This window comes from Pauljensenia sp. C0170B5 (assembly GCF_056590195.1).
Genome location: NZ_JBWPVR010000002.1, coordinates 78,731 through 103,535 on the forward strand (window position 1 = coordinate 78,731; position 24,805 = coordinate 103,535).

A 24,805-nucleotide genomic window follows, 5' to 3' on the forward strand; every position below is an offset into this window, starting at 1 on the left:
TCGCGCGAAAAACCCGTCTGCGGCCACCGGGCCGAGAAACTCAGTCCTTCTCCAGCGCGGCGATAAATTCGACATGGTGAGTGTGCGGAAATAAGTCCCACGCTTCGAGGGAGGTCAGGCGGTATCCGCCCTCCGTCAAAGTCCGCAGGTCACGGGCACCTGCCGCCGGATCGCATGAAACGAGCACAATTCGCTCCGAACCAAGCGCGGCTACCGTCTGGCATACCTCGTCGCCCGCACCCGAGCGTGGCGGATCCATCACCACGACATCGGCATGTGACTGCAGCTCGTTGGACAGATCGAGGATCCCCTGATGATCAACATCCCCGATGAACGTTTCAACATGTGCCGCTCCCCCGAGGTTCAGCGCGGCATCTTCCACGGCACCGTCGTCACCCTCGAGCGACACGACGCGTCCGAACGCGCCCGCAAGCGAGCGTGTGAATAATCCGGCCCCCGAATACAGTTCCATTGCCGCACTGCCCTGGCCAGCCAGACGGCGTACAGCATCGGACAGGACCTGCGCACCGCGTACATGCGTCTGCCAGAAGCCCGAGGGACGGACGTTGAACGGTTCGGGATCGGGCTCCACGACCCACCGCAACTTTTCGCGGTCCAGTGGCTTGCCCTGCCCGTCGTACGTTCCCGACGGCGTCACCACGGCGATGTCACCGCCCGTTGAGGCGACCGCTCGCACACGATCACGCGGCCCCCACGCGGTCAGCCACCGTGAATCGTTCCCGTCAAACAGGCCGATCTCGCATAGTGCGTCTACGGCCAGCGGCATTGACTCTAATGCAACGACCTGGTTCGACCGGTAGCGCGACATGCCCAGCCTACCGTCCTTGTCAGCCACCAGCTCGATGCGTGTTCGCCTGTGCAGCAGTAAGTCGTCCGGATCCTCATCGCCCGGGCACGCCTGCACGTGGACGCCTCCGATCGAGTCGACGGCTTGTGCCAGGCCCTCTCCCCCGACGCGCCGGATCTGTCCACGCAGCACGTCTTCCTTCCAGGTGCGCTGGGCTGCGGGACGCACATGGCACAGTTCGGCTCCACCGATCTTTTCGCGAGCAGCCTGCGGCCATGCCGGCTCGACACGGTCAGGGCTTGCCTCGAGCACCTCGATTACATTGGCCCATGCAAGGCGCTTGCGGGTGGCACTCACACGTGCCACGACTTTCTCACCGGGCAGCCCATGTCGCACGAAAACGACGCGACCGTCGTCGTCTCGGGCGACGCATGCTCCACCGTGTGCAGGTTCTCCCAGCGTGAGCGTCAATTCTTCGCGATTACGAGGCGGAGTCATGAGGACCTTTCTGACGTGAACGGAACGGGTCGTTAATCAGCTGGCGTTTGATGGGCTGCTCACCCTCCACCTGGCTGTCTTCCCCAAGTTTCCATGGTACAAGAGTGAGGACTACGCCCGGAATCCGCAGCAGTGCCTGACGCAACCTCAGTGCCGTCTGATTGTGCAGCACATTTTCCCACCAGTGCGACACGAGGAACTGCGGCACGTACACAACCACCATTTCGCGAGGTGACCGGCGTCGCTGGGAACGCACGTGCTGGACGATGACCTGCGTGATATCCCGGTAAGGTGCTGACAGAATCGTCAGCGGGATCGGCAGGCCGGAGGCCCGCCACTGCCGGATGATCCGTTCTTCTTCAGCTTGGTCGGCAACCACACTCACCAGTTGCAGTGACGAGGGCGCCGTCGCGCGGGCAGTGGCAATTGCCCGCATCGTCACTCTGCTCATTGACGACACCAGCACTAATGCGTGCACGCGCGACGGAAGTGCGCGCCGAGTCGAGTAGTCCTCCACGCGCAGCTGCGTCGCAACGGTGTCGTAGTGATGGCGAATGGCACGTTGAGTCAGGAACACCAGCCCCATTAGCAGCAATGTGATCCACGCACCGCGGGTAAATTTCGTCACGAGTACGACGATCAGCACCGTTCCCGTCAGCACGAATCCGATCATGTTGACTAGCCGCGAGCGCAGCAGGGAGGCCCGCGAGTCGGCGCGCTGAGGATTGCGCAGTTTCGCATTCCAGTGGCGGATCATGCCCACCTGGCTGAGCGTGAAAGAGATGAACACGCCGACGATGTAGAGCTGGATCAGGTGGGTAACCTGCGCATCAAACGCGATGATCAGGACGATTGCTGCGGCCGACAAGGCAACGATGCCGTTTGAGAATGTCAGCCGGTCTCCACGGCGGTACAGCTGACGCGGCAGGAACGAGTCGCGTGACAGTACCGAGGCCAAGGTTGGAAAACCGTTAAACGCCGTGTTGGCTGCCAGCACCAAAATCAATCCGGTCACAATCGTGATCAGGTAAAACAGGATCGATCCGTGTCCGAATACTGCTGAAGACAACTGGCCGATCACCGGGTCGAGCCTGACATCGCCTGCTGGCGCCCCGTTCAGACTCAGTTGTGTGGCCGGATCCTCCACGATTCTCACGCCGGTCGCCCTCGCCAATACGAGAATTGAAATCAGCATGGTGGCAGCGATCCCGCCGAGCATCGCGAGAGTTGTCGCCGCGTTACGGGACTTGGGGCGCTGGAATGAGGGCACGCCGTTGGAGATCGCTTCGACTCCGGTCAGCGCTGCGCAGCCCGAGGAAAATGCGCGCATCACCAGCAGCGCTCCGCCCAGTCCGACCAGGCCCGATACGTGAGAGGCCTGCGGGACAAGGTCATACATTGCCGAGGGTGCCTGACCGAGGTGGCCTGTGACCAGTTTGACCATGCCGACCGCGATGAGAATACCAATTGAAGCCATGTAAATGTATGTCGGAATAGCGAAAGCTGAACCTGCCTCGCGCATACCGCGCAGATTCAACAGGCACAGCACGATGACAACGGCCACTGCGATCGGCACTTCCTGGCCTGCCAGCTGTGGGATTGCGGCGGTCACGTAGCGCGCCCCTGAGGAGATCGACACCGCCACCGTCAGCACGTAGTCCACCAGCAACGCAGATGCGACGACCAGTCCCCACGACGGTCCGAGGTTCTTGGTCACGACTTCATAGTCTCCGCCGCCTGACGGGTAGGCGTGTACGGTCTGGCGGTAGGACAGCACGACGACCAGCAGCACTACCGCCACTGCCAGCCCCACCCACACGGATTGGGTTACTGCAACTCCTCCGGCGATTGCCAGGGTAAGCAGAACTTCATCTGGCGCGTAAGCGACGGATGAAAGCGCATCAGATGCGAAGATCGGCAATGCGATCCGTTTGGGCAATAACTGGTGCCCCATGGCGTCTGAACGCATGGGTCGCCCAATCAGTACGCGCTTGGCGCGAGAAAAAGCCTCCAACACGATGGTCTAGCCTACTACCCTTTCGACAGGAAAACCGAGTACCTTTGAACCTGTGCATTTCGTAATTATGGGATGTGGCCGGGTCGGCGCGTCGATCGCCTCGACACTTGATGAACAGGGCCATTCAGTTGCCGTCATTGATATGAACGCTCAGGCTTTCAGACGCCTGTCATCCGACTTTTCCGGTCGGCGTGTGACAGGCGTCGGCATGGATCGCGATGCTCTGCGTCAGGCGGGCATCAAGGATGCGTACGCTTTCGCCGCGGTCTCCAATGGCGACAATTCAAACATCATTGCGGCCCGAGTAGCTCGCACGACTTTCCATGTTGAGCGCGTGGTCGCACGCATCTACGACCCCTCGCGAGCCGCGGTGTATGAGCGCTTAGGCATCCCCACGGTAGCAGCGGTTCGCCGCACGTCCGAGGCTGTTCTGCGCTGGATGATGCCGCCAAATGCGCACGTGACCTGGACGCACTCGACCGGCTTGGTGTCGCTCGTGAACGTTATCCCAGACCCGTCGTGGACCTCCGTTCCGCTGCCAGTCGTTGAGGAACTGACCGGCGAGCGACTCGCCTTTGTGTCTCGGTTGGGCGTGATCCAGCCTGCGCGCAACGACCTCGTCGTTCAGGAACATGATGAGCTGATTTTCGCCGTGTCAGGCACAGATTCGCTTGCGCTGCGCAATGTGCTCACCTCTGCACCGAGATTGGAGAACTAGATGAAAATCGTGATTGCCGGTGCTGGCTCAGTGGGACGCTTCGTCGCCCTCGAACTTCTGGATCATGGCCACGAGGTCACCCTGATCGACAACAATCCTGACCAGATGCGTGTGGCAACTGTGGCTGATGCGGACTGGGTGCTGGCCGATGCGTGCTCACCGGACGTCCTCGCCGACGCGGGAGTGCGAGAAACCGATGTCCTGGTTGCCGCAACGGGCGACGACAAGGCGAACCTGGTGATCTCCCTGCTCGCGAAGACCGAGTTCGGCGTGCCGCGCGTGGTGGCCCGTATTAATCACCCGCGCAATGAATGGCTCTTCAACGAGGCGTGGGGTGTTGACGTGCCGGTGTCCACGCCGCGCATCATGACCGCCCTGGTTGAGGAAGCTGTTTCCGAGGGCGCTCCCATCCCGCTGTTTACGTTCAACAAGGCCAATGTTGCAATGTATGCGATTGTCCTTCCGGAGGATTCGCCCCTGGTGGGCGAGCGAATCGGTCAGGTTGACTTCCCTGCAGGAACAGTCCTGGCGGCGTTACTGCGCGACCAGATTCCTGTGAATCCACAACCTGACGACGTGTTCGAATCAGGCGATGAACTGTTGATGCTGGTGCCCGAAAAGCGCGGGAAACACTTGGAGCATTTGGGGACGCTGGTCAATGGCGTTGTGCCGGAGACCGGACAGGCTGATGCTCCAAACACCACAGCTTAATGTGAGGTACATCACTTTCATGGGCTGCTTGTGAGCCTGTGGATGGAACGCAGATGCCCGTGCCCACTGCCACAATAGAACACATGTTCGACATTGCGGTAAGTGCAGGAGATTGTGACACTCCTGAGGCCACGGCTCGTGAGCTGGTCAACGCTGCCCGCGACGCGGATCGTGCGGTGCGTGTGGCGCAGGCTCGGCGTGCCCAGATGGTTGTCCGCGCTGTTCTTGCCGTGAGTGAAGCTGTTGAAGGCGAACAGGACCTGGTGCAGCGAGCCGGTGAGGGCGTGCCTCGAATTGCCGAATTCGCACACCTTGAGCTATCTGCTGCGTTAGGGCTCTCCCCTGCCAAAATGCTCGATGAAATGGGAGCCTTACTTGACCTGAGTTTTAGACTGCCGTGCCTGTGGCAGCAAGTTGTCGCTGCAGAAGTTCCCGTGTGGAAAGCGATGACGGTCGCTGAGCGCACGACGCTGCTCAGTCAGGCTGACTGCCGTCAGATTGACTGCTTCCTCGGGGCTATTGCTGCCTGGTCTCAGGCGCGCATCTGTCGACATGTTGACAACCTCATCGCCCGTATTAATCCCGATGAATTCGACGCGCAATGCGCGCGAGCGCAGTCCACGCGCCGCGTTCAGATCACGCATGAAGAATCCAGTTCCATCGCCTCTGTCGATGCCACACTCAGTGCGACTGACGCGATTGCACTGGACAATACGATCACGCGTTTAGCTGGATTGCTCGCAGATGCTGACGAACTCAGCATCGATGAACGACGCTCGCAGGCGTTGGGTATCCTCGCAACGCCGCACTACGCGGCCAGGCTTCTGGACGAAGGATCCGTTTCGCGCTCACTCCAGCCTGCTGCCACTGTGATCGTCCACGTTGATGACTCCCCCGTCGCGCAGATTGACGGGCACGGCAGCGTCGGGCTGAAACAGCTGCGGCAGATGTTTGCTCACACTCGCGTCACGATCCGGCCCGTTCTTGATCCGCGGGCTCTCACGCCGATTGATCGCCATGATCCGTCTGGCGATATGCGACTGGCGCTCCAGACGCGCGAACCCTATGAAGTCTTCCCGTATTCGAATGTTCGCTCGCGAAGCTGCGATATCGACCATACCCAGGCGTTCGATCCAGATGGGCTATCCGGGCAGACGCGCCTTGACAACCTCGGTCCACTCTCGCGAAGCGTTCACCGCGCAAAAACACACGCCCACTGGAGGCTTGAGCAGGTCGCTACGGGGGTTTATAAGTGGCACTCACCTCTGGGGATCATCTACACCGTTGTCAACGGTCGAACGTTCTTCCACCGACGCGAGTGAGACGAAGGGCCTCAGCGTCATCCACGTAATCCAACATGCCACGGCGAACAGCGGCAATCCAAGTACGAGTTTCGCGACCCCCAGTGCAGCAATCTGGCCTACCCACCACAGTGGCACCTGCACTGCGAAACGAATGAAGAACAGTGCGAACCACACCCACGTGAGCGTGGTGCATACACGGCGCGGCACTGCGCCTTTTTCCCAGAACATGTTCAACACAAGTTCGACCGCAGGAAGCCGGAGCACGATCGACACGAGCAACGCCACACTCAGAACCGCTGCCGTGACGATACCCACGATGAAGAAATCCTGCCCTCGACCGGAGAACACCACCCACACGCACGACAGTGCAACGCCGATGGCACCCGACAGTGCCTGGGTGATCTGCTGGCCGGACACCAGGCGTGCAACGACGAAGAGGCCCGCGAGAATACCGGAGGCGATCAGCGGCCACGTCAGTTCGTGGGTCGCAATATACGTCGTGACAAAAACGATGATCGGAGCGACCGATTCAACGATACCCCGCCAGCCGCCCAACGCCGACCAGACAGAGAATTCCTCGTCCTGAAGCGAATCAACAACTCTCACGAATGTTCTCCAGCCAGCAGGCGGTACAGCGGGTCAGAAATCACGTAGATTCCGTGATCAACACCTACAGTTCCTTCGATTTCCACGTGGTGCCCCACGCGCAGGCCAGGGATCTCACACCGACCCAGCCACCTGATCACGATTGAACCGGTCCCGTCGAACAACGTCGCATCGAGCTGATCAGGACCCTCCTGCGGATACAGCGTCACCGATCTCAGAACACCCGAAATAACCACCTTTTCACGCGGACGCACGTCCTTGATCGGCACAGTGCCTCGCGAACGCTGAGAGCGCTGCTCATCATCGGCCTCAGTCGCTTCAGGGGTCGAAAAATGCCACGCGTCGCTCAATCTATGCCACCACGAGCGCTTCGGGAAAACCTCGCTCGGGTTACTCATTGCGGCACAATCGGCGCTTGAACGGCATTGTCAGGAACATGCATCGGCAGCAGGTCAAGGCGCGCGCGGGGACGGTCATCACGCTCAACCACGAGGCGATCAATCACCTTCTCAATTCCTTCGCCCGCTTCGCTTGACTGAGCTGCAGGCCCCAACACATCAATGCGCGCAAACCAGCGCGGACCCTCACGGCCAATGATGCGCATCCGTGACGTCGCTTTTGAACCATCCGGCAAGGTCACCGGCATGTCAGCCAGCAGCTCGGCGCCATAGCGCGTCTCAGCGTCCTCCACGCTGGCGCCGTTGGATGTCAGCGATTCACGAATCTCTTCGCGCACCTCGTCCCACACTCCACCGGAACGCGGAGCGGCGGCGATTGAAATCTGCAGGCCCGAATTGCCCAGCACGATCAACACGCGCAACACGGTGCGCTTGTCGTCAGCCAGCTGCGTGCGCAGCTGCATGCCCTTGATCGCCGGAATCTTCAGCGCGCCCAGGTCGACATACCCTTGGGAGACGTCCACGTCCTCGGCAGTGCGCGGACCTGGCTCATCCCAGATCTCCGCGTCATCACCGGCCTGCCGCTTGTCCTGTGACTCGTCGTGTGCGTGCTGTTCGACCTGCTCTTCATCATCGCGACGTCGACGTTTCAACCAGCCCATAGCTACCCAGCACACTCCGTACACACAGGCTGACCGTTGTCATCAACATAAGCCAGCTGCGATGCGTGATGGACCAGGAAGCAGCTCGTACACGTGAACTCATCATCCTGGCGAGGAACCACATGCACAGTCAGTTCTTCTTTCGACAGGTCGGCGCCCGGCAGCTCAAAATTCTCCGCCGCCTCGTTTTCGTCCTCGTCTACCTCATTCGAACCGGCGTCCTTGCGGCGAGCCTTCAATTCTTCGATGGAATCTTCCGCCACATCGTCGTCGTTTTTACGTGGGGCATCGTAGTCAGTTGCCACGGTTCCTCCTCCTCGCACAGTCTGCGGGTCAAATCTTGCTCAGCGCAGGGATAGTAACACTCATTGCGCTTCTGCGCATTATGGCGTCCATACTGACACTGTTTTATTCCGATCGTTTACTAGACACGCGCGCCAAGCGCCACCGATCTTCACTCTTCTTTGAGACGATTTCAATCAGATGTATTCGGGAGGTTTTCATGATCGATCTTGAGCTGCTCGGTGTCGGCAGTGACAATGAATCGCTGATTTTCACCGACGCAGACGGTGAACGTTACCGCGTGGCAGTCACTGACGAATTGCGCGCGTCAGTTCGCCGTGGACGTCCCCGAGTTGAACCCATCCAATCCAGGGCTCTGCGTCCGCGTGACATCCAGGCACTCCTGCGCTCAGGCATGTCAGCATCAGAAATCGCCACTGAATACGATACGGATATCGCGCTGATTGAGCGTTTCGAAGCACCGATCGACGCAGAAAAAGCGTGGGCCATTCAGCGTGCACGCGAATCGCATGTGGGTGGCGAAAAGGATTCACCTCTGATGGGTGACCTCGTTGTCGACCGCTTGGCGGCTCGCGGAGTGGATCCCGAATCAATCATCTGGTCAGCCAGGCGTGAGCAGGACGGCCCGTGGGAAGTCTTCGTGACGTTCATTCAGGGCGCAGCCGAACACGCCGCACATTGGCGCATGGATCATTCCGAATCCAGCGCGGAAGCAATCGATCAGGAAGCCCGGTGGCTCACCGAGAACGCCACTCCATCTTCCCCTGTCTCTGCTGTCTTCACTCCCCTGCATCCCGAAGATGACAGCGAGCCGGCTCCCACGCCGGTCAATGACAAGCTGCTCGACCAGCTCAACGCTCAGCGCGGCAAGCGTCAGGAAATTGTGATCGACGGTGAAGGTGACGACACTGAGGATCCAGATGAGCGCGTCCAGCGCGATTCACTGTCAGCGCGCATTTACTCCCTGGCTCGCTCACGCACGCACACGACAGAACCCGAACCGATGGAGACCGGAGTGATCGACCCCCACGATGATGACATCGTGACCGAAACACCCGAAGAAGAGGCACCCTCGACGGCGCCGGGGACCTCCCGGGATCTGTGGAGTTCCGTGATGGCAACGCCCACCGCCGAACAGCCCGACGAGCCGGAAACCTCGGCGCTTCCCGGCATGGAAGACCTTGAGCCAAAGGCTGAAGCACCAAAGAAAAACACGCGTCGCCGCTCGGTACCCAGTTGGGATGAGATCGTTTTCGGCTCGAAATCCTAAGCGAGCCGCACGACCGGCACCATCATTTCAGCCTCGGTCATTGACCCATGCACCCCGATCAGCGCCATTGCGCCCTCACTTTGCACACGAGAATCCACGATGCCGTACCCGCCGCGCGACATCACCATCGCATCACCGACAACCTGCACGCCTGGCCCCTCACCTATCACGCCTGGTAACGCGTCCGCCGGCACGATCCAGGCACGCTCACCCAGATACTCCTCCCACCGGGCGAGGACTTCCGCGGCTCGACCCGGCTGCGCGTGCAGGTGAACCGAGCGTGTTTCACCCGCGATCAGCTCGACCCCCTCGCGCAATTCAGGCGTGTGCGCCACGTCGATCAGATCATCGGGGTGCACATCCACCATTCCGTGATCAGCGGTGAGCATCACGGCGATTCGATCGGCCGAACGCATATGAGAAATGCGCGTCAGCAGATGCCCGATACCCGCATCGAACTCTTCAAGCGCGCGGCGCCACTGCTCGGAATTGACGCCATGCCTGTGGCCCTCGTGGTCGATATCTGACCAGTAGAAATAGACGATGTGGGTGCCTGCCTGCAGTTCGCACATTGCAGCGTCAATGCGCTCCTGCATCGATACCGCGCCCACATGACGCGCCCCGCGCAACGCGGCCAGAGTCAAACCTGAGCCGGCAAAGCTCGGAGGTGAAATCACAGCTGAGGACACTGAGCGATCTGCCAGGCGCTCGAAATGGGTGGGTACTTCCTGCCAGACTGTCGGATCCGGTCCGTTCTCGAAGGCCAGCAGATTCATTGCCCTGCCCCGATACGCCACCGAGTATCCCACCATACGCGTGGCGCCAGGGAGCGCTCCCGTCGCGAATGAGGTGATCGCTGCGGCTGTTGTCGAGGGAACAGTGGTGAAAGCCTGCTCGATCTCATCGCGGTATCCGCGCAGCACGCTCGCATGGCCGAAGTGATCCGCCAGCGGCACCGCCCCCAGACCATCAGCCAGGATCACCACCATCTGCTCATACGACCGTCCCACACCGTCGATCCACCGGCCCAAGACGTCAGTGATGCGCAGATCGCTCGGACCAGGCAGGTGCGGGTCGCCCTCGTTAATGCGCATGATTCCCCTTGATGACCTGGAGCGTCGCGTCGACGAATCGTTCAGCATTGGCGAGGGCGGCCTCGCCATCAGCGGCGGCCGAAAAACGCATCGAGAAATCCTCCGGGAAGGTGTGGACGGTGAAGCCGTGGTCAGCGGTGCACTGCGGGTCATCGCACTGGTTGAGCTCCACTTCACCGCGACGCTGACTGCCGCAGTTGATCGCCATGGTCAGCTCGCTCAGCTGACTGCCGCCATCATGGATCGCGTCGGTTACAACCTCAGTGAGTGAAGCTCCGTGGATGCGAGTGGTCGGAGTGATGATCGTGTTCGTCATGGCGCCACCCCGGTCCAGTTCGTCAACGTGGATCTGGATCAACGTGGTCGGTGTCAGAACGGCAACCGTGAGGTGGCGGAACATGCTGGAACGGTCAAACGCCGCCTCCAGCTGAGACACCATAGCCAGCGGTTCTTCGTCGCCGAGAATGCGATCCAAGGCGCGTATCACGAGGGACGGATAGAAGCCGTGCTGCCGGATTGAAGCGTGTGTGTCCATTCTCCAATTGTGCCTTGTTGCGGCGTGGGAAGCGTCTTTCCACAGGTGGTTCGCGGCACAATGCGAACATGCGACGCACGACCACGCCTCGTTTGGAGGACTTTGAAGAATCCATCTCTGAGATTGATGTCTCCGAAGAAATGCGGGGGTCGTTCCTCGAATACGCGTACTCGGTGATCTATGCGCGCGCACTGCCTGATGCCCGTGACGGACTCAAGCCCGTCCAGCGACGCATTCTGTACCAGATGGAACAGATGGGACTGCGGCCCGACAAGGGCCATGTCAAGTCTCAGCGCGTTGTGGGTGAAGTGATGGGTAAGCTCCACCCGCACGGAGATTCCGCTATCTACGACGCGCTGGTGCGTCTGGCGCAGTCGTTCAACCTGCGGGTTCCCCTCGTCGATGGTCACGGTAACTTCGGTTCACTCGATGACGGGCCGGCAGCCCCTCGATACACCGAAGCACGCCTGGCTCCTGCCGCGCTGGATCTGACGGCAGGCCTGGACGAGGACACCGTTGACTTCGTTCCCAACTATGACAACCAGTTCATGCAGCCGGACGTATTGCCCGCCGGTTTCCCACAGCTGCTTGTCAATGGCTCGTCCGGCATTGCCGTCGGCATGGCGACCAACATTGCACCGCACAATCTGGGTGAAGCTGTCGCCGCGTGTATCTACCTGCTGGACAATCCGGATGCCACCGTCGATGACCTGATGCGCTACGTGCCCGGACCGGACTTGCCTGAAGGCGGCGTCATCGTAGGGTTGGACGGAATCCGCGAAGCCTACGAGACCGGTCGCGGATCTTTTAAGACCCGCGCGAAAGTGTCGATTGAACGTGTCACTGCCCGCAAGCGCGGACTGGTGATCACGGAGCTGCCCTACATGGTCGGCCCTGAACGCGTCATGGAGAAAATCAAGGACAGCGTTTCCTCTGGCAAACTCAAGGGAATTTCCGCGGTTCAAAACCTCACGGATCGTCACCACGGCTTGCGTCTGGTCGTTGAAATCAAAAATGGTTTCAACCCCGAGGCCGTCCTCATGCAACTGTACAAGCGCACGCCCCTGGAGGAATCGTTCGCTGTCAACGCCGTCGCGCTGGTACACGGGCAGCCTCAGACAATGTCGCTCAAGGCAATGCTGCAGGTCTTTATCGACCATCGCATCGAGGTCACCACGCGTCGCAGCCGCTTCCGCGTGGACAAATGGCAAGAGCGCCTGCACCTGGTTGAAGGCCTGCTGATCGCGATCGCCGATATTGATGACGTTATCGCCATTATCCGTTCATCCGACGACGTCGACTCAGCGCGCCAGCGCCTCATGATGGCCTTTGATCTGAGTGAAGCGCAGGCCAATTACATTCTGGAATTGCGCCTGCGACGCCTGACGAAATTCTCGCGCATCGAACTGGAAGCTGAGCGTGATGACTTGCGCGCGAAAATCGCTGAACTCGAAGAAGTCCTCGGCTCCGATGAGCTGCTGCGCGACATGGTCAAATCAGATCTGCAGGAAGTGTCCGCCCGCCTGAGCACTCCTCGGCGCACATTACTGCTCGCATCGGCCGGCGAGGGCGACACCGTTTTGGCCGCATCTGCTCCGCAGAGTGGATCATCATCTGCCCCTGCTCTTGAGATACCGGACGAGCCGTGCGTGGTGGTGCTGACGGCAACTGGCGGACTGGCCCGGGTGGAGGGCGGTGACGTGCTCGAACGCGGCGCGCGTGCCAGTTTCGATGGCTGGAAGATGCAGATCCCGACGACTACCCGCTCGCAGGTGGCCGTGGTGATGAGCGATGGTGTTGCGCACCGCATCGATGTCGTGGACTTGCCCGGACTGCCGCGCTTTGACACCGGCTTGTCCTTCGCTGCGGCAACACCTGCCGGACTGCTTGTGCACTCTGAGGAAACGCCCGTTGGGTTGATCGATCCGACCGGCGACGCAATCATGGCGATGGGCACGGCGCACGGCGTGGTCAAGCGTCTGCGCCCTGACGTGCTGCAACGCGATTCGTGGGAGGTTATTTCGCTGGACGAGGGCGACCACCTGGTTGGCTTCGATGTGTGCGACGACTCAGACGAAATCGCATTCGTCACCTCAGATGCTCACTTGCTGCGCATCGATGCGTCGAAGGTACGTCCGCAGGGACGAACCGGCGGTGGTGTTGCTGGCATCAAGCTGGCAGCAGATGCCGAGGTGATCGGCTTATGGGTCGTTGCTGATCCGAGTGAAGCGTGCGTGGTCACGGTTGCGGGAGCTGAAGGCGCACTGCCCGGCACCGGTCAGACAACCGTCAAGGTCAGCCCCTTTGAGGTCTTCCCGATGAAGGGCCGCGGCACGCAAGGCGTTCGCGCGCACCGTTTCCTGCGTGGAGAAGCACGCCTGGACACTGCGTGGGTCGGGCCTCGCCCGCCTCGGGCAGCTTCAGCGAACGGTCAGCCCACGGACCTGCCCGAGCTTGATGAGCGTCGCGACGGCTCCGGCCAGCCCATCAAGCACGCGATCGCAACAATCGGTTAGACATCCAAGGCGTACAGCCGAGATTCGCCCACCACGTGAAAACCAAGCCCGTCGTAGACGGCCAGTGCTCCTGAGTGGTTAGCCGATCCCAGTCCGGCTCCCGTCTTATCCATGTCGTCGTCTTTTTGCGCACGCATGGAGGCAATGATCAACGCCTCGACAACGCCGGCATTACGCCACTTTTCGAGCACGCCCATCTGGTCGATGTACCCTTCTGACCATCCCAGTGCCGCCCAGTCCTGTTCGTAGCGCGAGGCCAACAGGAAACCCGCCACCTGCGGGCGGTCACCTGAACGGTCGAGGGCGACAAACGACCACTGCGGCGCGAACGCGGTGCGCCCCATCAGCCACTGCTCCATTGACTGAGGGGGCCTCCCCCATTCCTGGTCAGCCAGACGGTTAGCGGCACGGCGAACCGGGTCCTCCCACATGTCATCCCACGGGGCGACCTGCAGGTAGGCGTTCAACTCCGGCATCTGCGGCACTGATTCCAAATCTGCGCGCAGTTCAAAATACGTGTTCGACCAGTGGTAGTCGAGTTCACGCAGGTGTTCCTCGAGTTCCTCGTGCCCCATATCCACGTGCGTCACGATACGACCGATGACATCACTGTCAGGCGTGTCCATGCCGGTTTCGACGTGCGGAACATGAACTCCCACGGGCTCATCGTCCGGTAATTCCTTGCGCTCCGCGAGGACACGGAGTATCTCGGTCGAGGTGCGGGTTTGCCATTCGATGAGCGAGCGGCCAATGCCTCGGCGGCGAAAATCCGGGTGAACGCCGCCCTGGCACACGCACTCAGGCACACCCACGAAACGCGTGGTGATAATCGAGAATGCGACATACGTGCCTGTCTCATTGAGCTCGCCAATGACGCCACGCCACTTGGACATGTTGGACAGCAACTCGACAATTTCGTCGAGGCTTGTGCGGTATGGAGGATCGTCGACACGCTCAATGCATGCAATCAGATCGGCCAGTGCGACAGCATGATCAGGCGTGAGAGCTCTCCATGTCACGATGTCCGAGTCGCGCTCAACCACTGCTGCCTCCTTCTGATCTAGTGCTCAATCGCATACACAACTTCCGCTCGCTCGTCCACGAACCCGTAATGCTCGTAGATCTCGTGAGCATGTGACGCGTTGTGTGTGTCCACATCCAGACCGAAACGCGTCATCCCCGCGCGGGACGCCGCCACGATCGCGGTGCGCAGCAGCAAGCCCGCCAAACCGTGCCCGCGGTGGTCCGGGTTGACCCCTAACAGTGTCGCATACGCTTCCTTGCGTCCCTCCAGGACCCATCTCAGATCAGGCCTGCCAACAGTCAGATAGCCTGCAAGTTCACCGGAAGGGGAAAGCGCCAGGCATGACCATGATGGAACCAGTTCATCCATTGCCTCGTTCCACCACTGCTCGCGAAAATGCGGCCAGAAGTGAGCGGTAAAGACATCCATGTGGAGCGCTTTGACCTGTTCGGTCGGCACCGAGCCCCACGGAACAATCGTGTAGCCGTCGCGCGGGGTGGGCAGCTGCTCGGAGCCTTCAAGCTCGCGGTACATAAGCTGGAATGTGCGGCAGGCGTAATAGCCTGCGGCGATGTAGAGCCTACGGCGATCCGTCATATGCGAATCGACACCGTTGGCGATGTAGGCGGGCGCATCCGAATCGGCCCCGAAGTGTTCGACCAGCATCTGGCGGGCACGTGCGTCCTGCCAGTACAACAGTGAGCGGCCGATGCCTCGCCCTCGCCAATGCGGATGAACGAACGCGTTGACGATGGCTGTGGCCACGCCGTCGAGGTTACCCATGACACGAACAGATGCAATGGCAACAATCGTGCGCTGCGCATCCAATCCGACGATGACGTCCAGCCAGTCGGTTTCCGTGCAGCCGGCGATCATATCCGCAACGTCGCGAAGCGACGTGCGGTGGATGGCATGGTCATGATCTTCGATTTCGAGGATCAGTCGGTACACGGCGGGACCGTCCTGAGGAAGAATCGAACGCCATCGAAGTCCCAGGTGAGGACCCGGGTAAGAAGCCTGTGCAGGTGGACAGACTCGATCAGCCAAACCAGTCATATCTCTACTTTACCGAGACTTCAGTCCTATTCAGAATCGGATGAGCTGGCTCACGCGTCAATTCGCTCACGATCAACCTGATGTGCACCCTCGACGATGAAGTCACGCCGCGGGGCGACCACCGACCCCATGAGCAATTCGAACACGTCCTCAGCTTCACGCAATGCCTCTTCGTCGGCCAGCGTGACACGTCGAAGAGAACGGTGACGCGGATCCATCGTGGTTTCAGCCAACTGGTCAGCATCCATCTCGCCCAGGCCCTTGTAACGCTGAATAGGTTCCTTCCATGTGCGCCGTACTTTCCTGAGCTCACGCAGTGTGCTGTGCAGTTCCTCTTCGGAATAGGTGTACACGTAATCTCGTGGCTTCTTGCCGTGTGCGGGCAGCTCGATGCGATGCAGCGGCGGCACGGCCGCGTACACTCGCCCGCTTTCCACCATCGGACGCATGTAGCGGAAAAAGAGCGTCAGGAGCAGCGTGCGGATGTGCGCGCCATCGACGTCCGCATCCGTCATGAGGATGACTTTGCCGTACCGTGCCTGGTCAATGTCGAATGTGCGGCCGGAGCCAGCACCGATGACCTGGATAATGTTCGCGCATTCAGCATTGGAGAGCATCTCAGCAGTCGATGCTTTCTGCGTGTTGAGGATCTTGCCACGAATGGGGAACAGTGCCTGGAAGCGTGAATCTCGCGCCGCTTTCGCGGTGCCCAGTGCCGAGTCGCCCTCGACGATGAACAGTTCGCAGTGCTCGACATCTTCGGAGCGGCAGTCTGCCAGCTTGGCAGGCAGGGACGATGTTTCAAGAGCGTTCTTGCGCCGCGAAATTTCCTTGTGAACACGCGCCGACACGCGCGCCTTCATCTCACCCACGACTTTCTCAGCCAGAGCCTGCACCTGTTGCTTCACGTCGCGCTTACTGGATTTCAACGTGGATTCCAGAGCGTCGGTCACCACGCGGTTGACGACGGTGCGGATCTGCGGAGTACCCAAAACTTCCTTGGTCTGGCCTTCAAATTGCGGCTCGGGGAATCGCACAGTCACCACAGCGGTCAGCCCCGCCATGACATCGTCCTTCTCCAGGCGACCGTCCTTGGCCGTCACTTTCAGGCGGCGCGCGTTCTTCTCAACGTGGGCGCGCATCACTTTCAACAGTGCCTGGTCGAAACCGGCCAGATGAGTGCCGCCTTTCGGTGTGGCAATAATGTTGACGAAAGACTGCACCTGAGTGTCGTAGCCAATTCCCCACCTCAATGCGCAATCCACCTGGCAGGTGCGCTCCACTTCGACAGGTGCGAGGTGTCCGGTGTCAGGATCGAGTTGCTGGACGGTTTCGTTATAGGTTCCCTCGCCGGTGACATGCCACGTTGCGGTGACAGGCCCGTCGGTGGAAAGCCAGTCAACGAAGTCAACGACGCCGCCGTCAAAACGGAATTCTTCGTGCAGCGGTTCGCCGTCCTCGTTAGTGGTGCGCTCATCCCAGCAGGCGATCGTCAGGCCGGGAACGAGGAACGCGGTCTGGCGTGCGCGGGCAATCAGGTTGTCCCACGAAAAGCCTTCAGAGGAAGGAAAGATCTGAAAATCTGCCCAGAAACGCACGCGCGTGCCTGTCACACCGCGCTTGACTTTACCGACAGTTTGCAGGCGCGAGGATTGCGTATAGGGGCTGAACGGTGAGTTCGGGGTGCGCTGGCGCGAATCATCAAACTCCCCTGGTTCGCCGCGTCTGAAGCACATCTGATAGGTCTTCGAGGAGCGGTCGACCTGCACATCCATACGTGCGGATAAGGCGTTGACGACAGATGCGCCCACGCCGTGCAAACCGCCGGACGAGGCGTAGGAGCCGCCGCCGAACTTACCGCCTGCGTGCAACTTCGTGTACACCACTTCCACGCCGGACAAGCCAACTGATGGAACCGTGTCGACAGGGACGCCTCGACCATTGTCGTGGACAGATGCGGAATGATCCGGGTGCAAGCGCACTTCGATGCGGTCACAGTACCCTTCAAGCGCTTCATCGACTGCGTTATCGATGATTTCCCACAGGCAGTGCATCAACCCCCTGTGATCGGTGGATCCGATATACATGCCGGGGCGTTTGCGCACAGCTTCCAGCCCCTCCAGGACTGACAGGTGCCGTGCGGAATAGGTTGAAGCGTCTGAACTCACCACCCTATTTTAGGGTGCAACACCGCAAGCTCCTGGATTGCACCGCCGAGATTGTGCCACTGGCGAAAGAAGATGCACGGCGAGCGACCGGTGTGCTGTGATGGAACCATGAACGCAGCGACACTGACACGACCAGACACGACGGAACCGACATTGCGCGCAGTAGACCGATGTGACGCATGCGGCGCCCGTGCATGGGTGCGCGTCACTATGACCTCAGGGTCACTCCTGTTCTGCGCACACCACGCTCGCCTTCACATGGACGCCCTGCGGGATTCCGCACTGCGCATCGACGACGAGCGCCACCTGATGGATCAGTCCAAGTAATCGCGCAGAACCTGCGACCGTGACGGGTGGCGCAGCTTGGACATCGTCTTGGATTCGATCTGACGGATACGTTCACGCGTCACGCCGTACACCTTACCGATTTCGTCCAGAGTCTTCGGCTGGCCGTCACCCAGTCCGAAGCGCATCGACACGACGCCAGCTTCACGCTCCGACAACGTATCGAGGACGCGGTGGAGCTGTTCCTGCAGCAGCGTGAAGGAAACGGCATCGGCTGGAACGACCGCTTCGGAGTCTTCAATGAGGTCTCCGAATTCTGAGTCGCCATCTTCACCCAGAGGTGTGTGCAGTGAAATCGGCTCACGACCGTACTTCTGAACCTCGACAACCTTCTCCGGCGTCATATCCAGCTCTTTGGCCAATTCTTCCGGGGTAGGTTCGCGGCCCAGATCCTGCAGCATCTGACGCTGAACGCGGGCCAGCTTGTTGATGACTTCCACCATGTGAACCGGGATGCGGATCGTGCGCGCCTGGTCAGCCATCGCTCGGGTGATAGCCTGACGGATCCACCACGTGGCATACGTGGAGAACTTATAGCCCTTCGTGTAATCGAACTTCTCGACCGCACGGATCAGACCGAGGTTTCCTTCCTGGATCAGATCCAGGAACTGCATCCCACGGCCCGTGTATCGCTTGGCCAGTGAGACCACCAGACGCAAATTAGCTTCCAGCAGGTGGTTCTTGGCGTTCTGGCCGTCCTGTGCAATGAAGTGGAGCTCACGACGCGCCTTCGACGTCATCGTGTCCGACTCGTTCTTGAGCTTGTATTCGGCGTACAGGCCGGCTTCAATGCGCCGTGCCAGGTCCACCTCCTGCTCCGCGTTCAGCAGGGAGACTTTACCGATCTGCTTGAGGTAATCCTTGACCGGATCGGCAGTAGCGCCTGCCACGGTGACTTTCTGGACAGGCTCATCGGTCTCATCAGAGTCGGATACGACAAACCCGCCGCGCGTATGGATGCCCTGAGAGGTGCGCTCCCGCAGATCCGCGGCAGCACCTTTCGCGTCGTCCTCGTCCTCCTCTTCAGGCTCATTGTCCGATTCGGATGAATCGTCCGAATCATCATCCGCCTCATCGACGTCGATTTCTTCCTCGTTGCTCAGATCAATGTTCGAGTCATCAATGTCGTCATCTTCAGGCATCTCTTCTTCTTCGTCGTGCGCCTGAACCGATTTCTTGGGCTTCTCATTGGTCTTCTTGATGGCGGTGCGCTTCGACGTTGTGGACTTCCTGGCAGCGCTCTTACGGGTCGTCGTCTTCTTCGCAGTCGCGGGCTTTTTAGCGGTCGCTGACTTCTTAGCAGTTGTCGTCTTTTTGGCAGTTGTGCTCTTTTTTTTCTTTGCGGTCGACTTCGACTGAGGCGCGGCCTTCTTCGAGTCGCTTGACGCGGCCGTTTCGGCCGTTGCCTTCTTGGGGCGGGTTGCGCTCACGCTGATTCCCTTCCTCAGATCTGCTTCATACACTGGTGTGAAAGAACCTGAACCATTATAATCCGTCCCCGACAAAACGCCCGTTGGAAACAATAATCACCGGTGTGTAGTGGTCGTTACCACTGGGCACGGGGCATCCAGCAAGATGCGCGAGGCATTCGGGCCGACCGTGGTGCGCCCGGACCCGCCCGGCCGAAGCCCCAGCACAATCAAGTCGGCCGAAATTACCTCTGCCGCATCCAAGACCGCGTCGGCTACTTCCTGCTCATGCTGCGTGTGGCGGATTTCAAAGGGAATGTCGGCATGGCGCAGATGCGACCACAACAGCTCCTCGGCATCTTCAGCGGTGCGGGCGTCATCTTCACTTTCTCGACGTGCCAACACCACGACCACAGATGTACGCCTGACATCAGCGAGCCTCAACGCTTCCTGCAAAGCTGCTTCCGATTCACGGTTACCGTGATAGCTCAACACAATTGCCATATCGGTCAATCCTTTGTTCCAACGGATGTTTGTATCTTAGAAGCACTTCATTCGATACGCTTGGCGCATGGAGAATCTCACAGTAGGCGACATGGTGGAGCGCATTGGAGACCACACCCAAGCCGCGCTCACCGACCTGATCAACACCCTCGGCCCCACCCAGGAGCCGGCTGACGCCCTCGTTACTGCCGCACGTGACGCCATCGCAGGTGGGAAGCGTTTGCGTGGCCTGTGGGTCATGTTGGGGTATGCGCTCGCCACTGGTCGCGCGTGGGGTGACTGTGATGATTCGATTGCGCGCCTGGCAGGTGCCGCCGAGCTCTACCAAGCGTCCGCACTGGCTCACGACGATCTGATCGACCATGCACAGACTCGACGAGGGCGCCCCACCGCTCACGTTGTTTTCGCGCAGATGCATCGAGACCAGGGGTGGACCGGGGATGCCGGCGAATTTGGAACAGCTGGCGCACTTCTGGTGGGCGATTTCCTGCTCTCGGCCGCTGACTTTACGGCGACACGGGTTGCGAATCCAGCCGTGTTACGCCAGCTCACGCTCATGCATGCTGAAGTCGCCCTCGGCCAGTACCTCGATATCGTCAACGAGCAGCCGGCACTGGACCATTTCGACCTGGACGTCATCATGGAAGTTATCCGCCGCAAGTCAGCGCGCTACTCGGTTGTGCACCCCACGGTCCTCGGATTGCTTGCCGGCGGCCGGGCAGACATGGTCGAAGCAGTGCAGCGCGTCATCGAACCGTGGGGCATTGCGTTCCAACTGCGCGACGATGAGCTCGGAGTGTTCGGTGACCCCCAGACCACCGGAAAACCGGCAGGCGGAGACCTGATCGAAGGTAAACGAACGGCACTGCTGGCTTTGACATGGGAGCACGCATCAGCCGAGCAGCGCCATGCGATCGCCACACTGATTGGCAGCCCCGACGGCGTAATCGACCTTCAAGGCATCATCGAGCAGGTCGGGCGACAGCCCCACGAACAGCTTATTGACACAGTGACGCAGCAGGGGCGCGATGCACTGGCCGCACTTGGTGAGCACTCGCGCACACTCCTAAGCGAAATGGAGCCGATGCTGACTACCAGGCGAGCATAGAGGCGATGGCGTTCACCCTGTGCTGACGCCCTTCGAGGAGGGCCTGCATCGGAGTCTGACCCAGCTCAGCTTCGGGCGTATACAGCCAGGCCACAGCTTCCTGGGGGCTGAAGCCGCCATCAGCCAGCACGGTCAGCGTGCCGGGCAGCGTGTCCAGCGGCTCCCACTTGCCTTCGGACTTGACGATGATCTCGCGCGGAATGGCAGGTTTGCCGTCTTCTCCGGGCACCGTGAACAGGATGCGGTCACGCACCAGTTGCTTGATTCGGCGCGGTTCAATACCCAGCAGTTGTGCAGCATCGTCCACGCTGATGAGGTCAGTAGGCTCGTTCATGGTCGCTAGCCTAGATGATCGTGCGGCCTTTGGGCGGCGTCTCATCGGGCGCGCCGCAGTCGTATGTAGCCGGCATCCCGTACAATCCAAGACGTGAGTACCAGAAACACAGATGAGAAAGCGTCGTCAGAACCTGACGCGCCATCTTCTGATACCCACGAAACAGTGACTGACCCGCTCATCGGGATGCTCGTCGACCAGCGCTACCGCATCGACCGCAAACTTGCGCGCGGCGGGATGGCAACTGTTTACATCGCGCACGATGAGCGACTGGACCGTCCCATCGCCCTGAAAGTCATGCATCCGCACCTGGCAGAGTCCGCCGACTTCGTCGCCCGCTTCAGACGCGAAGCCCGCGCCGCTGCACGCATCATCCATCCCGGCGTTGTCTCCGTTTTTGACCAGGGCATCGTGCACGGGCAGGGATTCCTCGTCATGGAACTCGTGAGCGGTCCGAATCTGCGCACGCTGCTCAACTCGCAGGGCGCCTTCACTCTCTCGCAGGCACTGCGCTACACGCAGGAAATCCTTGATGCTCTGCACGCCGCGCATCGTGTCGGCGTTGTCCACCGCGACATGAAACCGGAAAACGTCCTCATCTCTGAGGACTCGCACGTGCGCGTCACAGACTTCGGCCTGGCACGTGCGGCATCCGAAGTATCGATGTCCACCACTGGTTCCATGCTCGGCACCGTCGCCTACATGGCTCCTGAAATTGCAACCACCGGTCACACCGATGCGCGCACCGACATCTACTCCGTTGGCATGATGCTCTACGAGATGGTCGTGGGCCACGTGCCCTGGGATGGCGCGCCCGCCATGAAAATGGCGTACTCCCATGTCAACGAGGATGTTCCCTCCCCATCTGAAGAGTGTTCGTGGCTTCCTACCGAGATCGATGAACTGGTCGCCACGCTCGCTGCCCGCGACCCGGCAGAACGTCCCCGGGATGCGCGCGACGCACTGGAACTGGTGGCACGGGTGCGCGCCTCCCTGCCGTCCGATCTTGCCGAGCGTCGCGCCGATGTCCAGCCGGTGCAGTCCGGCCAGCCCACGGCACCCATCGAGTTCCACGCGGTCACGACAGCGCTACCTGGCGGCGTCCTCACGCCCTCGTCACAAACCGTCGTCAAAGCATCGGGATCGCTGCCGCGTACCGACCGGCCACACAAGAAGTCGCGTTCGCGTTTGAAAACCGTCATCGCTCTGCTGGCCGTGCTGCTGATCGTCGGATCGGGCGGCGGCTGGTGGTGGTGGAGCCAGTACGGGCCAGGATCCTATCTGACGATGCCGCAAACTGACGGCCGCGCCGTCAAAGCCGTTCAGTCAGAACTCGAAGCTCTGGGATTATCGTCCACGCTCAGTGAAGAATTTTCAGATGACGTCAAGAACGGGTTGATCATTCGATCCGATCCGGCCAGCGGGTCGCAGATCCATAAGGACGGCGAGGTCTCCCTCGTCGTTTCCAAAGGTGTGGATATGCGCGCTGTGCCGCAACTGGTAGGCCTGAGTGCGGACCAGGCTCGTGGGGCACTGACCAACGCCGGATTGGCCGCAGGGACAGTGAGCGAGGAATACTCAGATTCCGTTGCCAAGGGACAGGTGATCTCACAATCAGAGGAGGCTGCCGCACAGGTGCGCCACGACACGGCGGTTGATTTCGTCGTGTCGAAAGGTCGTGAGCCGATCACGGTTCCAGACCTAGCGGGAATGACTGGCGAGGAGGCGCGCGCTGCCGTTGAAGAAGCGGGCCTGGCTGCTGAATCCACATCGCAACATTCGGACACCGTGCCCGAAGGCCAGATCATTTCTCAGTCAGCTGAGGCCGGATCGACATTGCTGCGCGGTGACACGCTGTCATTTGTCGTCTCGGAAGGTCCCGAACTGGTCGAGGTTCCCGACCTGGTGGGCAAGCAGCTCGATCAGGCTGAAAAGACGCTGCGCGATGCCGGGTTCAAAGTGGAGGTCAACAAGATCCTCGGCGGCATTTTCGGCACCGTGCGCTCCACCGACCCCGGGAGCGGACAGATGATCCCGAAGGGATCGACTGTCACGATCACCGTTGTCTAGCGCAGCAGTTCAGCCACCTGGAACGCCATTTCCAGCGATTGCTGGTGGTTGAGGCGCGGATCAACCAGGGTTTCGTAGCGGTCCTTGAGGGACTGTTCATCCAGATGCTCGGAGCCACCGATAATTTCAGTGACGTCATCACCGGTGAGCTCCACATGGATGCCGCCGGGAACTGTTCCGGCTGCGTCGTGAACCTCGAAGAACCCGCGTACCTCGTCCATGATCGTTTCGAACTGGCGGGTCTTCAGGCCTGTTGAGGACGTGATCGTGTTACCGTGCATCGGGTCGGTTGTCCAGATCACCGGACGGCCATCAGTTTTCACCGCTTCCACAAGAGGTGGAAGCGCATCGCGAATATGTTTCGACCCCATGCGGGCGATGAACGTCAATCGTCCAGGTTCGCCGTCAGGATTGAGGCGGTCGATCAGTGCAATGGCCTCTTCAGGGGTTGTGGTCGGCCCCAGCTTCACCCCCAGAGGATTGCGCACATGTGAGAGCAGCTCGACGTGCGCGCCTTGCGGGTCTCGCGTGCGCTCCCCCACCCACAGGAAGTGACCGGACGTGTCGTACAGGTCGCCGGTTCGTGAATCTACGCGCGTCATCGCTGCTTCATATTCGAGCAGCAACGCTTCGTGGGAGGAGAACAGGTCGACCTGTCGCAGCGACTCGAAGTCAGCTCCGGCTGCCTCCATGAACTTCACGGCGCGATGGATCTCCGAGGCCAGCGATTCGTAGCGCGCATACGCCGGGTTGGACGTGAAGCCGCGGTTCCAGTGGTGGACCAAGCGCAGATCAGCGTAGCCACCTTTCGTGAAGGCGCGAATCAGGTTGAATGTGGCGGCAGCATGCTGGTAGGTGCCCAGCAGTCGACCGGGGTCGGGTGTGCGCGCCTCTTCGGTGAATTCAAACGAGTTCACCGCATCGCCGCGATACGACGGCAGGGTCACGTCACCGCGTTTTTCGATATCCGATGAACGAGGCTTGGCGTACTGCCCTGCGATACGGCCAATTTTAATGACCGGCAGCGAGGCTCCATACGTCAGGACAACGGCCATCTGCAGGATCGTCTGGATCTTGAGGCGAAGGTGATCAGCAGTGGATTCTGCGAAGGTTTCCGCGCAGTCACCACCAGTGAGCACAAAAGCTTCGCCGCGTCCGGCAGCGGCCAGTTCGTCACGCAGGTCATCCACCTCGCCAGCAAAGACGAGGGGCGGGCGACTGCGCAGTTCAGCGGTCACCGCGCGCAGCGCGTGTTCATCTGGATAGTGCGGTTGCTGGAGGGAGGGATACTGTCTCCACGTATTCCACCCTCCAGCAACCGGTTCGAGCTCTTCAGGCTGTCGCATA

Annotated in this window: 23 protein-coding genes; 8 read left to right on the forward strand and 15 right to left on the reverse strand. The window is 60.3% G+C overall.

Annotated features, from left to right (window positions below; translation table 11 throughout):
• Positions 1 to 40: 40 nt before the first annotated feature.
• Together AC1EJZ_RS03595 and AC1EJZ_RS03600 are read right to left on the reverse strand one after the other, a co-directional pair.
• A complete protein-coding gene (locus tag AC1EJZ_RS03595; RefSeq protein ID WP_058236576.1) occupies positions 41 to 1,306 on the reverse strand; it encodes a class I SAM-dependent RNA methyltransferase in 1,266 nt (421 codons plus the stop codon).
• Entirely contained in the window at positions 1,290 to 3,275 is a 1,986-nt protein-coding gene (locus AC1EJZ_RS03600; protein ID WP_074026181.1) for an APC family permease, read from the reverse strand. The genes AC1EJZ_RS03595 and AC1EJZ_RS03600 overlap by 17 nt, the downstream gene beginning before the upstream one ends.
• Before the next feature lie 115 nt (positions 3,276 to 3,390).
• Here AC1EJZ_RS03600 and AC1EJZ_RS03605 point away from each other — a divergent pair, with 115 nt between their 5' ends.
• From AC1EJZ_RS03605 to AC1EJZ_RS03615, 3 genes are all read left to right on the forward strand, one after another.
• Entirely contained in the window at positions 3,391 to 4,041 is a 651-nt protein-coding gene (locus AC1EJZ_RS03605; protein WP_058236575.1) for a potassium channel family protein, read from the forward strand.
• Positions 4,042 to 4,752: a potassium channel family protein gene (locus tag AC1EJZ_RS03610; protein WP_058236574.1), complete on the forward strand. Its 711-nt coding sequence runs from the start codon at positions 4,042 to 4,044 to the stop codon at positions 4,750 to 4,752.
• A gap of 83 nt (positions 4,753 to 4,835) precedes the next feature.
• A complete protein-coding gene (locus tag AC1EJZ_RS03615; RefSeq protein WP_480293974.1) occupies positions 4,836 to 6,074 on the forward strand; it encodes a 13E12 repeat family protein in 1,239 nt (412 codons plus the stop codon).
• Here AC1EJZ_RS03615 and AC1EJZ_RS03620 read toward each other — a convergent pair.
• Genes AC1EJZ_RS03620 through AC1EJZ_RS03635 form a run of 4 tightly spaced genes read right to left on the reverse strand, consistent with a single transcriptional unit; the run spans position 6,012 to position 8,027 of the window.
• Positions 6,012 to 6,662, reverse strand: a complete 651-nt coding sequence (locus AC1EJZ_RS03620; RefSeq protein WP_480293975.1) for a DUF3159 domain-containing protein — start codon at positions 6,660 to 6,662, stop codon at positions 6,012 to 6,014. The genes AC1EJZ_RS03615 and AC1EJZ_RS03620 overlap by 63 nt on opposite strands.
• The gene (locus AC1EJZ_RS03625) at positions 6,659 to 7,060 is read right to left on the reverse strand and encodes an OB-fold nucleic acid binding domain-containing protein (RefSeq protein ID WP_480293976.1); all 402 of its coding nucleotides are present in this window, start codon (positions 7,058 to 7,060) and stop codon (positions 6,659 to 6,661) included. Before AC1EJZ_RS03625 ends, AC1EJZ_RS03620 begins: the two co-directional genes overlap by 4 nt.
• On the reverse strand, positions 7,057 to 7,722 hold the full coding sequence (locus AC1EJZ_RS03630) for a DUF3710 domain-containing protein (protein WP_058236571.1): 666 nt from the start codon (positions 7,720 to 7,722) through the stop codon (positions 7,057 to 7,059). Before AC1EJZ_RS03630 ends, AC1EJZ_RS03625 begins: the two co-directional genes overlap by 4 nt.
• Positions 7,723 to 7,724: 2 nt before the next feature.
• Entirely contained in the window at positions 7,725 to 8,027 is a 303-nt protein-coding gene (locus tag AC1EJZ_RS03635) for a DUF4193 domain-containing protein (RefSeq protein ID WP_070726767.1), read from the reverse strand.
• A gap of 197 nt (positions 8,028 to 8,224) precedes the next feature.
• Between AC1EJZ_RS03635 and sepH the strand changes: the two genes are divergently transcribed.
• A complete protein-coding gene (sepH, locus tag AC1EJZ_RS03640; RefSeq protein WP_480293977.1) occupies positions 8,225 to 9,295 on the forward strand; it encodes a septation protein SepH in 1,071 nt (356 codons plus the stop codon).
• Here sepH and AC1EJZ_RS03645 read toward each other — a convergent pair.
• On the reverse strand, positions 9,292 to 10,389 hold the full coding sequence (locus AC1EJZ_RS03645) for an alkaline phosphatase family protein (protein WP_070726569.1): 1,098 nt from the start codon (positions 10,387 to 10,389) through the stop codon (positions 9,292 to 9,294). The genes sepH and AC1EJZ_RS03645 overlap by 4 nt on opposite strands.
• Positions 10,379 to 10,924 carry a DUF5998 family protein gene (locus AC1EJZ_RS03650; protein ID WP_285014247.1) on the reverse strand — a complete coding sequence of 182 codons (546 nt, stop codon included), beginning with the start codon at positions 10,922 to 10,924 and terminating at the stop codon, positions 10,379 to 10,381. Before AC1EJZ_RS03650 ends, AC1EJZ_RS03645 begins: the two co-directional genes overlap by 11 nt.
• Before the next feature lie 68 nt (positions 10,925 to 10,992).
• Here AC1EJZ_RS03650 and AC1EJZ_RS03655 point away from each other — a divergent pair, with 68 nt between their 5' ends.
• Complete coding sequence (locus tag AC1EJZ_RS03655) at positions 10,993 to 13,440, forward strand: DNA gyrase/topoisomerase IV subunit A (protein WP_480293978.1); 2,448 nt, start codon at positions 10,993 to 10,995, stop codon at positions 13,438 to 13,440.
• Here AC1EJZ_RS03655 and AC1EJZ_RS03660 read toward each other — a convergent pair.
• Genes AC1EJZ_RS03660 through AC1EJZ_RS03670 form a run of 3 tightly spaced genes read right to left on the reverse strand, consistent with a single transcriptional unit; the run spans position 13,437 to position 17,691 of the window.
• Positions 13,437 to 14,483, reverse strand: coding sequence for a GNAT family N-acetyltransferase (locus AC1EJZ_RS03660; RefSeq protein ID WP_070726565.1), 1,047 nt, complete (start codon positions 14,481 to 14,483; stop codon positions 13,437 to 13,439). The two genes, AC1EJZ_RS03655 and AC1EJZ_RS03660, sit on opposite strands and share 4 nt — an antisense overlap.
• A 17-nt stretch (positions 14,484 to 14,500) precedes the next feature.
• A complete protein-coding gene (locus AC1EJZ_RS03665; protein WP_070726562.1) occupies positions 14,501 to 15,520 on the reverse strand; it encodes a GNAT family N-acetyltransferase in 1,020 nt (339 codons plus the stop codon).
• Between the two features lie 50 nt (positions 15,521 to 15,570).
• Positions 15,571 to 17,691, reverse strand: coding sequence for a DNA gyrase/topoisomerase IV subunit B (locus AC1EJZ_RS03670; protein ID WP_480289792.1), 2,121 nt, complete (start codon positions 17,689 to 17,691; stop codon positions 15,571 to 15,573).
• Between the two features lie 105 nt (positions 17,692 to 17,796).
• On the opposite strand from AC1EJZ_RS03670, the gene AC1EJZ_RS03675 reads away from it, so the two are divergent.
• On the forward strand, positions 17,797 to 18,015 hold the full coding sequence (locus AC1EJZ_RS03675) for a DUF7455 domain-containing protein (protein ID WP_480293979.1): 219 nt from the start codon (positions 17,797 to 17,799) through the stop codon (positions 18,013 to 18,015).
• Here AC1EJZ_RS03675 and AC1EJZ_RS03680 read toward each other — a convergent pair.
• Together AC1EJZ_RS03680 and AC1EJZ_RS03685 are read right to left on the reverse strand one after the other, a co-directional pair.
• Complete coding sequence (locus AC1EJZ_RS03680) at positions 18,003 to 19,463, reverse strand: RNA polymerase sigma factor (protein WP_480293980.1); 1,461 nt, start codon at positions 19,461 to 19,463, stop codon at positions 18,003 to 18,005. The genes AC1EJZ_RS03675 and AC1EJZ_RS03680 overlap by 13 nt on opposite strands.
• A 96-nt stretch (positions 19,464 to 19,559) precedes the next feature.
• Positions 19,560 to 19,946 carry a universal stress protein gene (locus AC1EJZ_RS03685; protein ID WP_480293981.1) on the reverse strand — a complete coding sequence of 129 codons (387 nt, stop codon included), beginning with the start codon at positions 19,944 to 19,946 and terminating at the stop codon, positions 19,560 to 19,562.
• A gap of 67 nt (positions 19,947 to 20,013) precedes the next feature.
• Between AC1EJZ_RS03685 and AC1EJZ_RS03690 the strand changes: the two genes are divergently transcribed.
• A complete protein-coding gene (locus tag AC1EJZ_RS03690) occupies positions 20,014 to 21,054 on the forward strand; it encodes a polyprenyl synthetase family protein (protein ID WP_285014260.1) in 1,041 nt (346 codons plus the stop codon).
• On the opposite strand, the gene AC1EJZ_RS03695 is transcribed toward AC1EJZ_RS03690, so the two are convergent.
• Entirely contained in the window at positions 21,038 to 21,388 is a 351-nt protein-coding gene (locus tag AC1EJZ_RS03695) for an Rv2175c family DNA-binding protein (RefSeq protein WP_285014261.1), read from the reverse strand. The genes AC1EJZ_RS03690 and AC1EJZ_RS03695 overlap by 17 nt on opposite strands.
• A 186-nt stretch (positions 21,389 to 21,574) precedes the next feature.
• Here AC1EJZ_RS03695 and pknB point away from each other — a divergent pair, with 186 nt between their 5' ends.
• A complete protein-coding gene (gene pknB / locus AC1EJZ_RS03700; protein WP_480294097.1) occupies positions 21,575 to 23,458 on the forward strand; it encodes a Stk1 family PASTA domain-containing Ser/Thr kinase in 1,884 nt (627 codons plus the stop codon).
• Here pknB and AC1EJZ_RS03705 read toward each other — a convergent pair.
• Positions 23,455 to 24,804: a class II 3-deoxy-7-phosphoheptulonate synthase gene (locus AC1EJZ_RS03705; protein ID WP_285014263.1), complete on the reverse strand. Its 1,350-nt coding sequence runs from the start codon at positions 24,802 to 24,804 to the stop codon at positions 23,455 to 23,457. The genes pknB and AC1EJZ_RS03705 overlap by 4 nt on opposite strands.
• Position 24,805 lies beyond the last annotated feature (1 nt).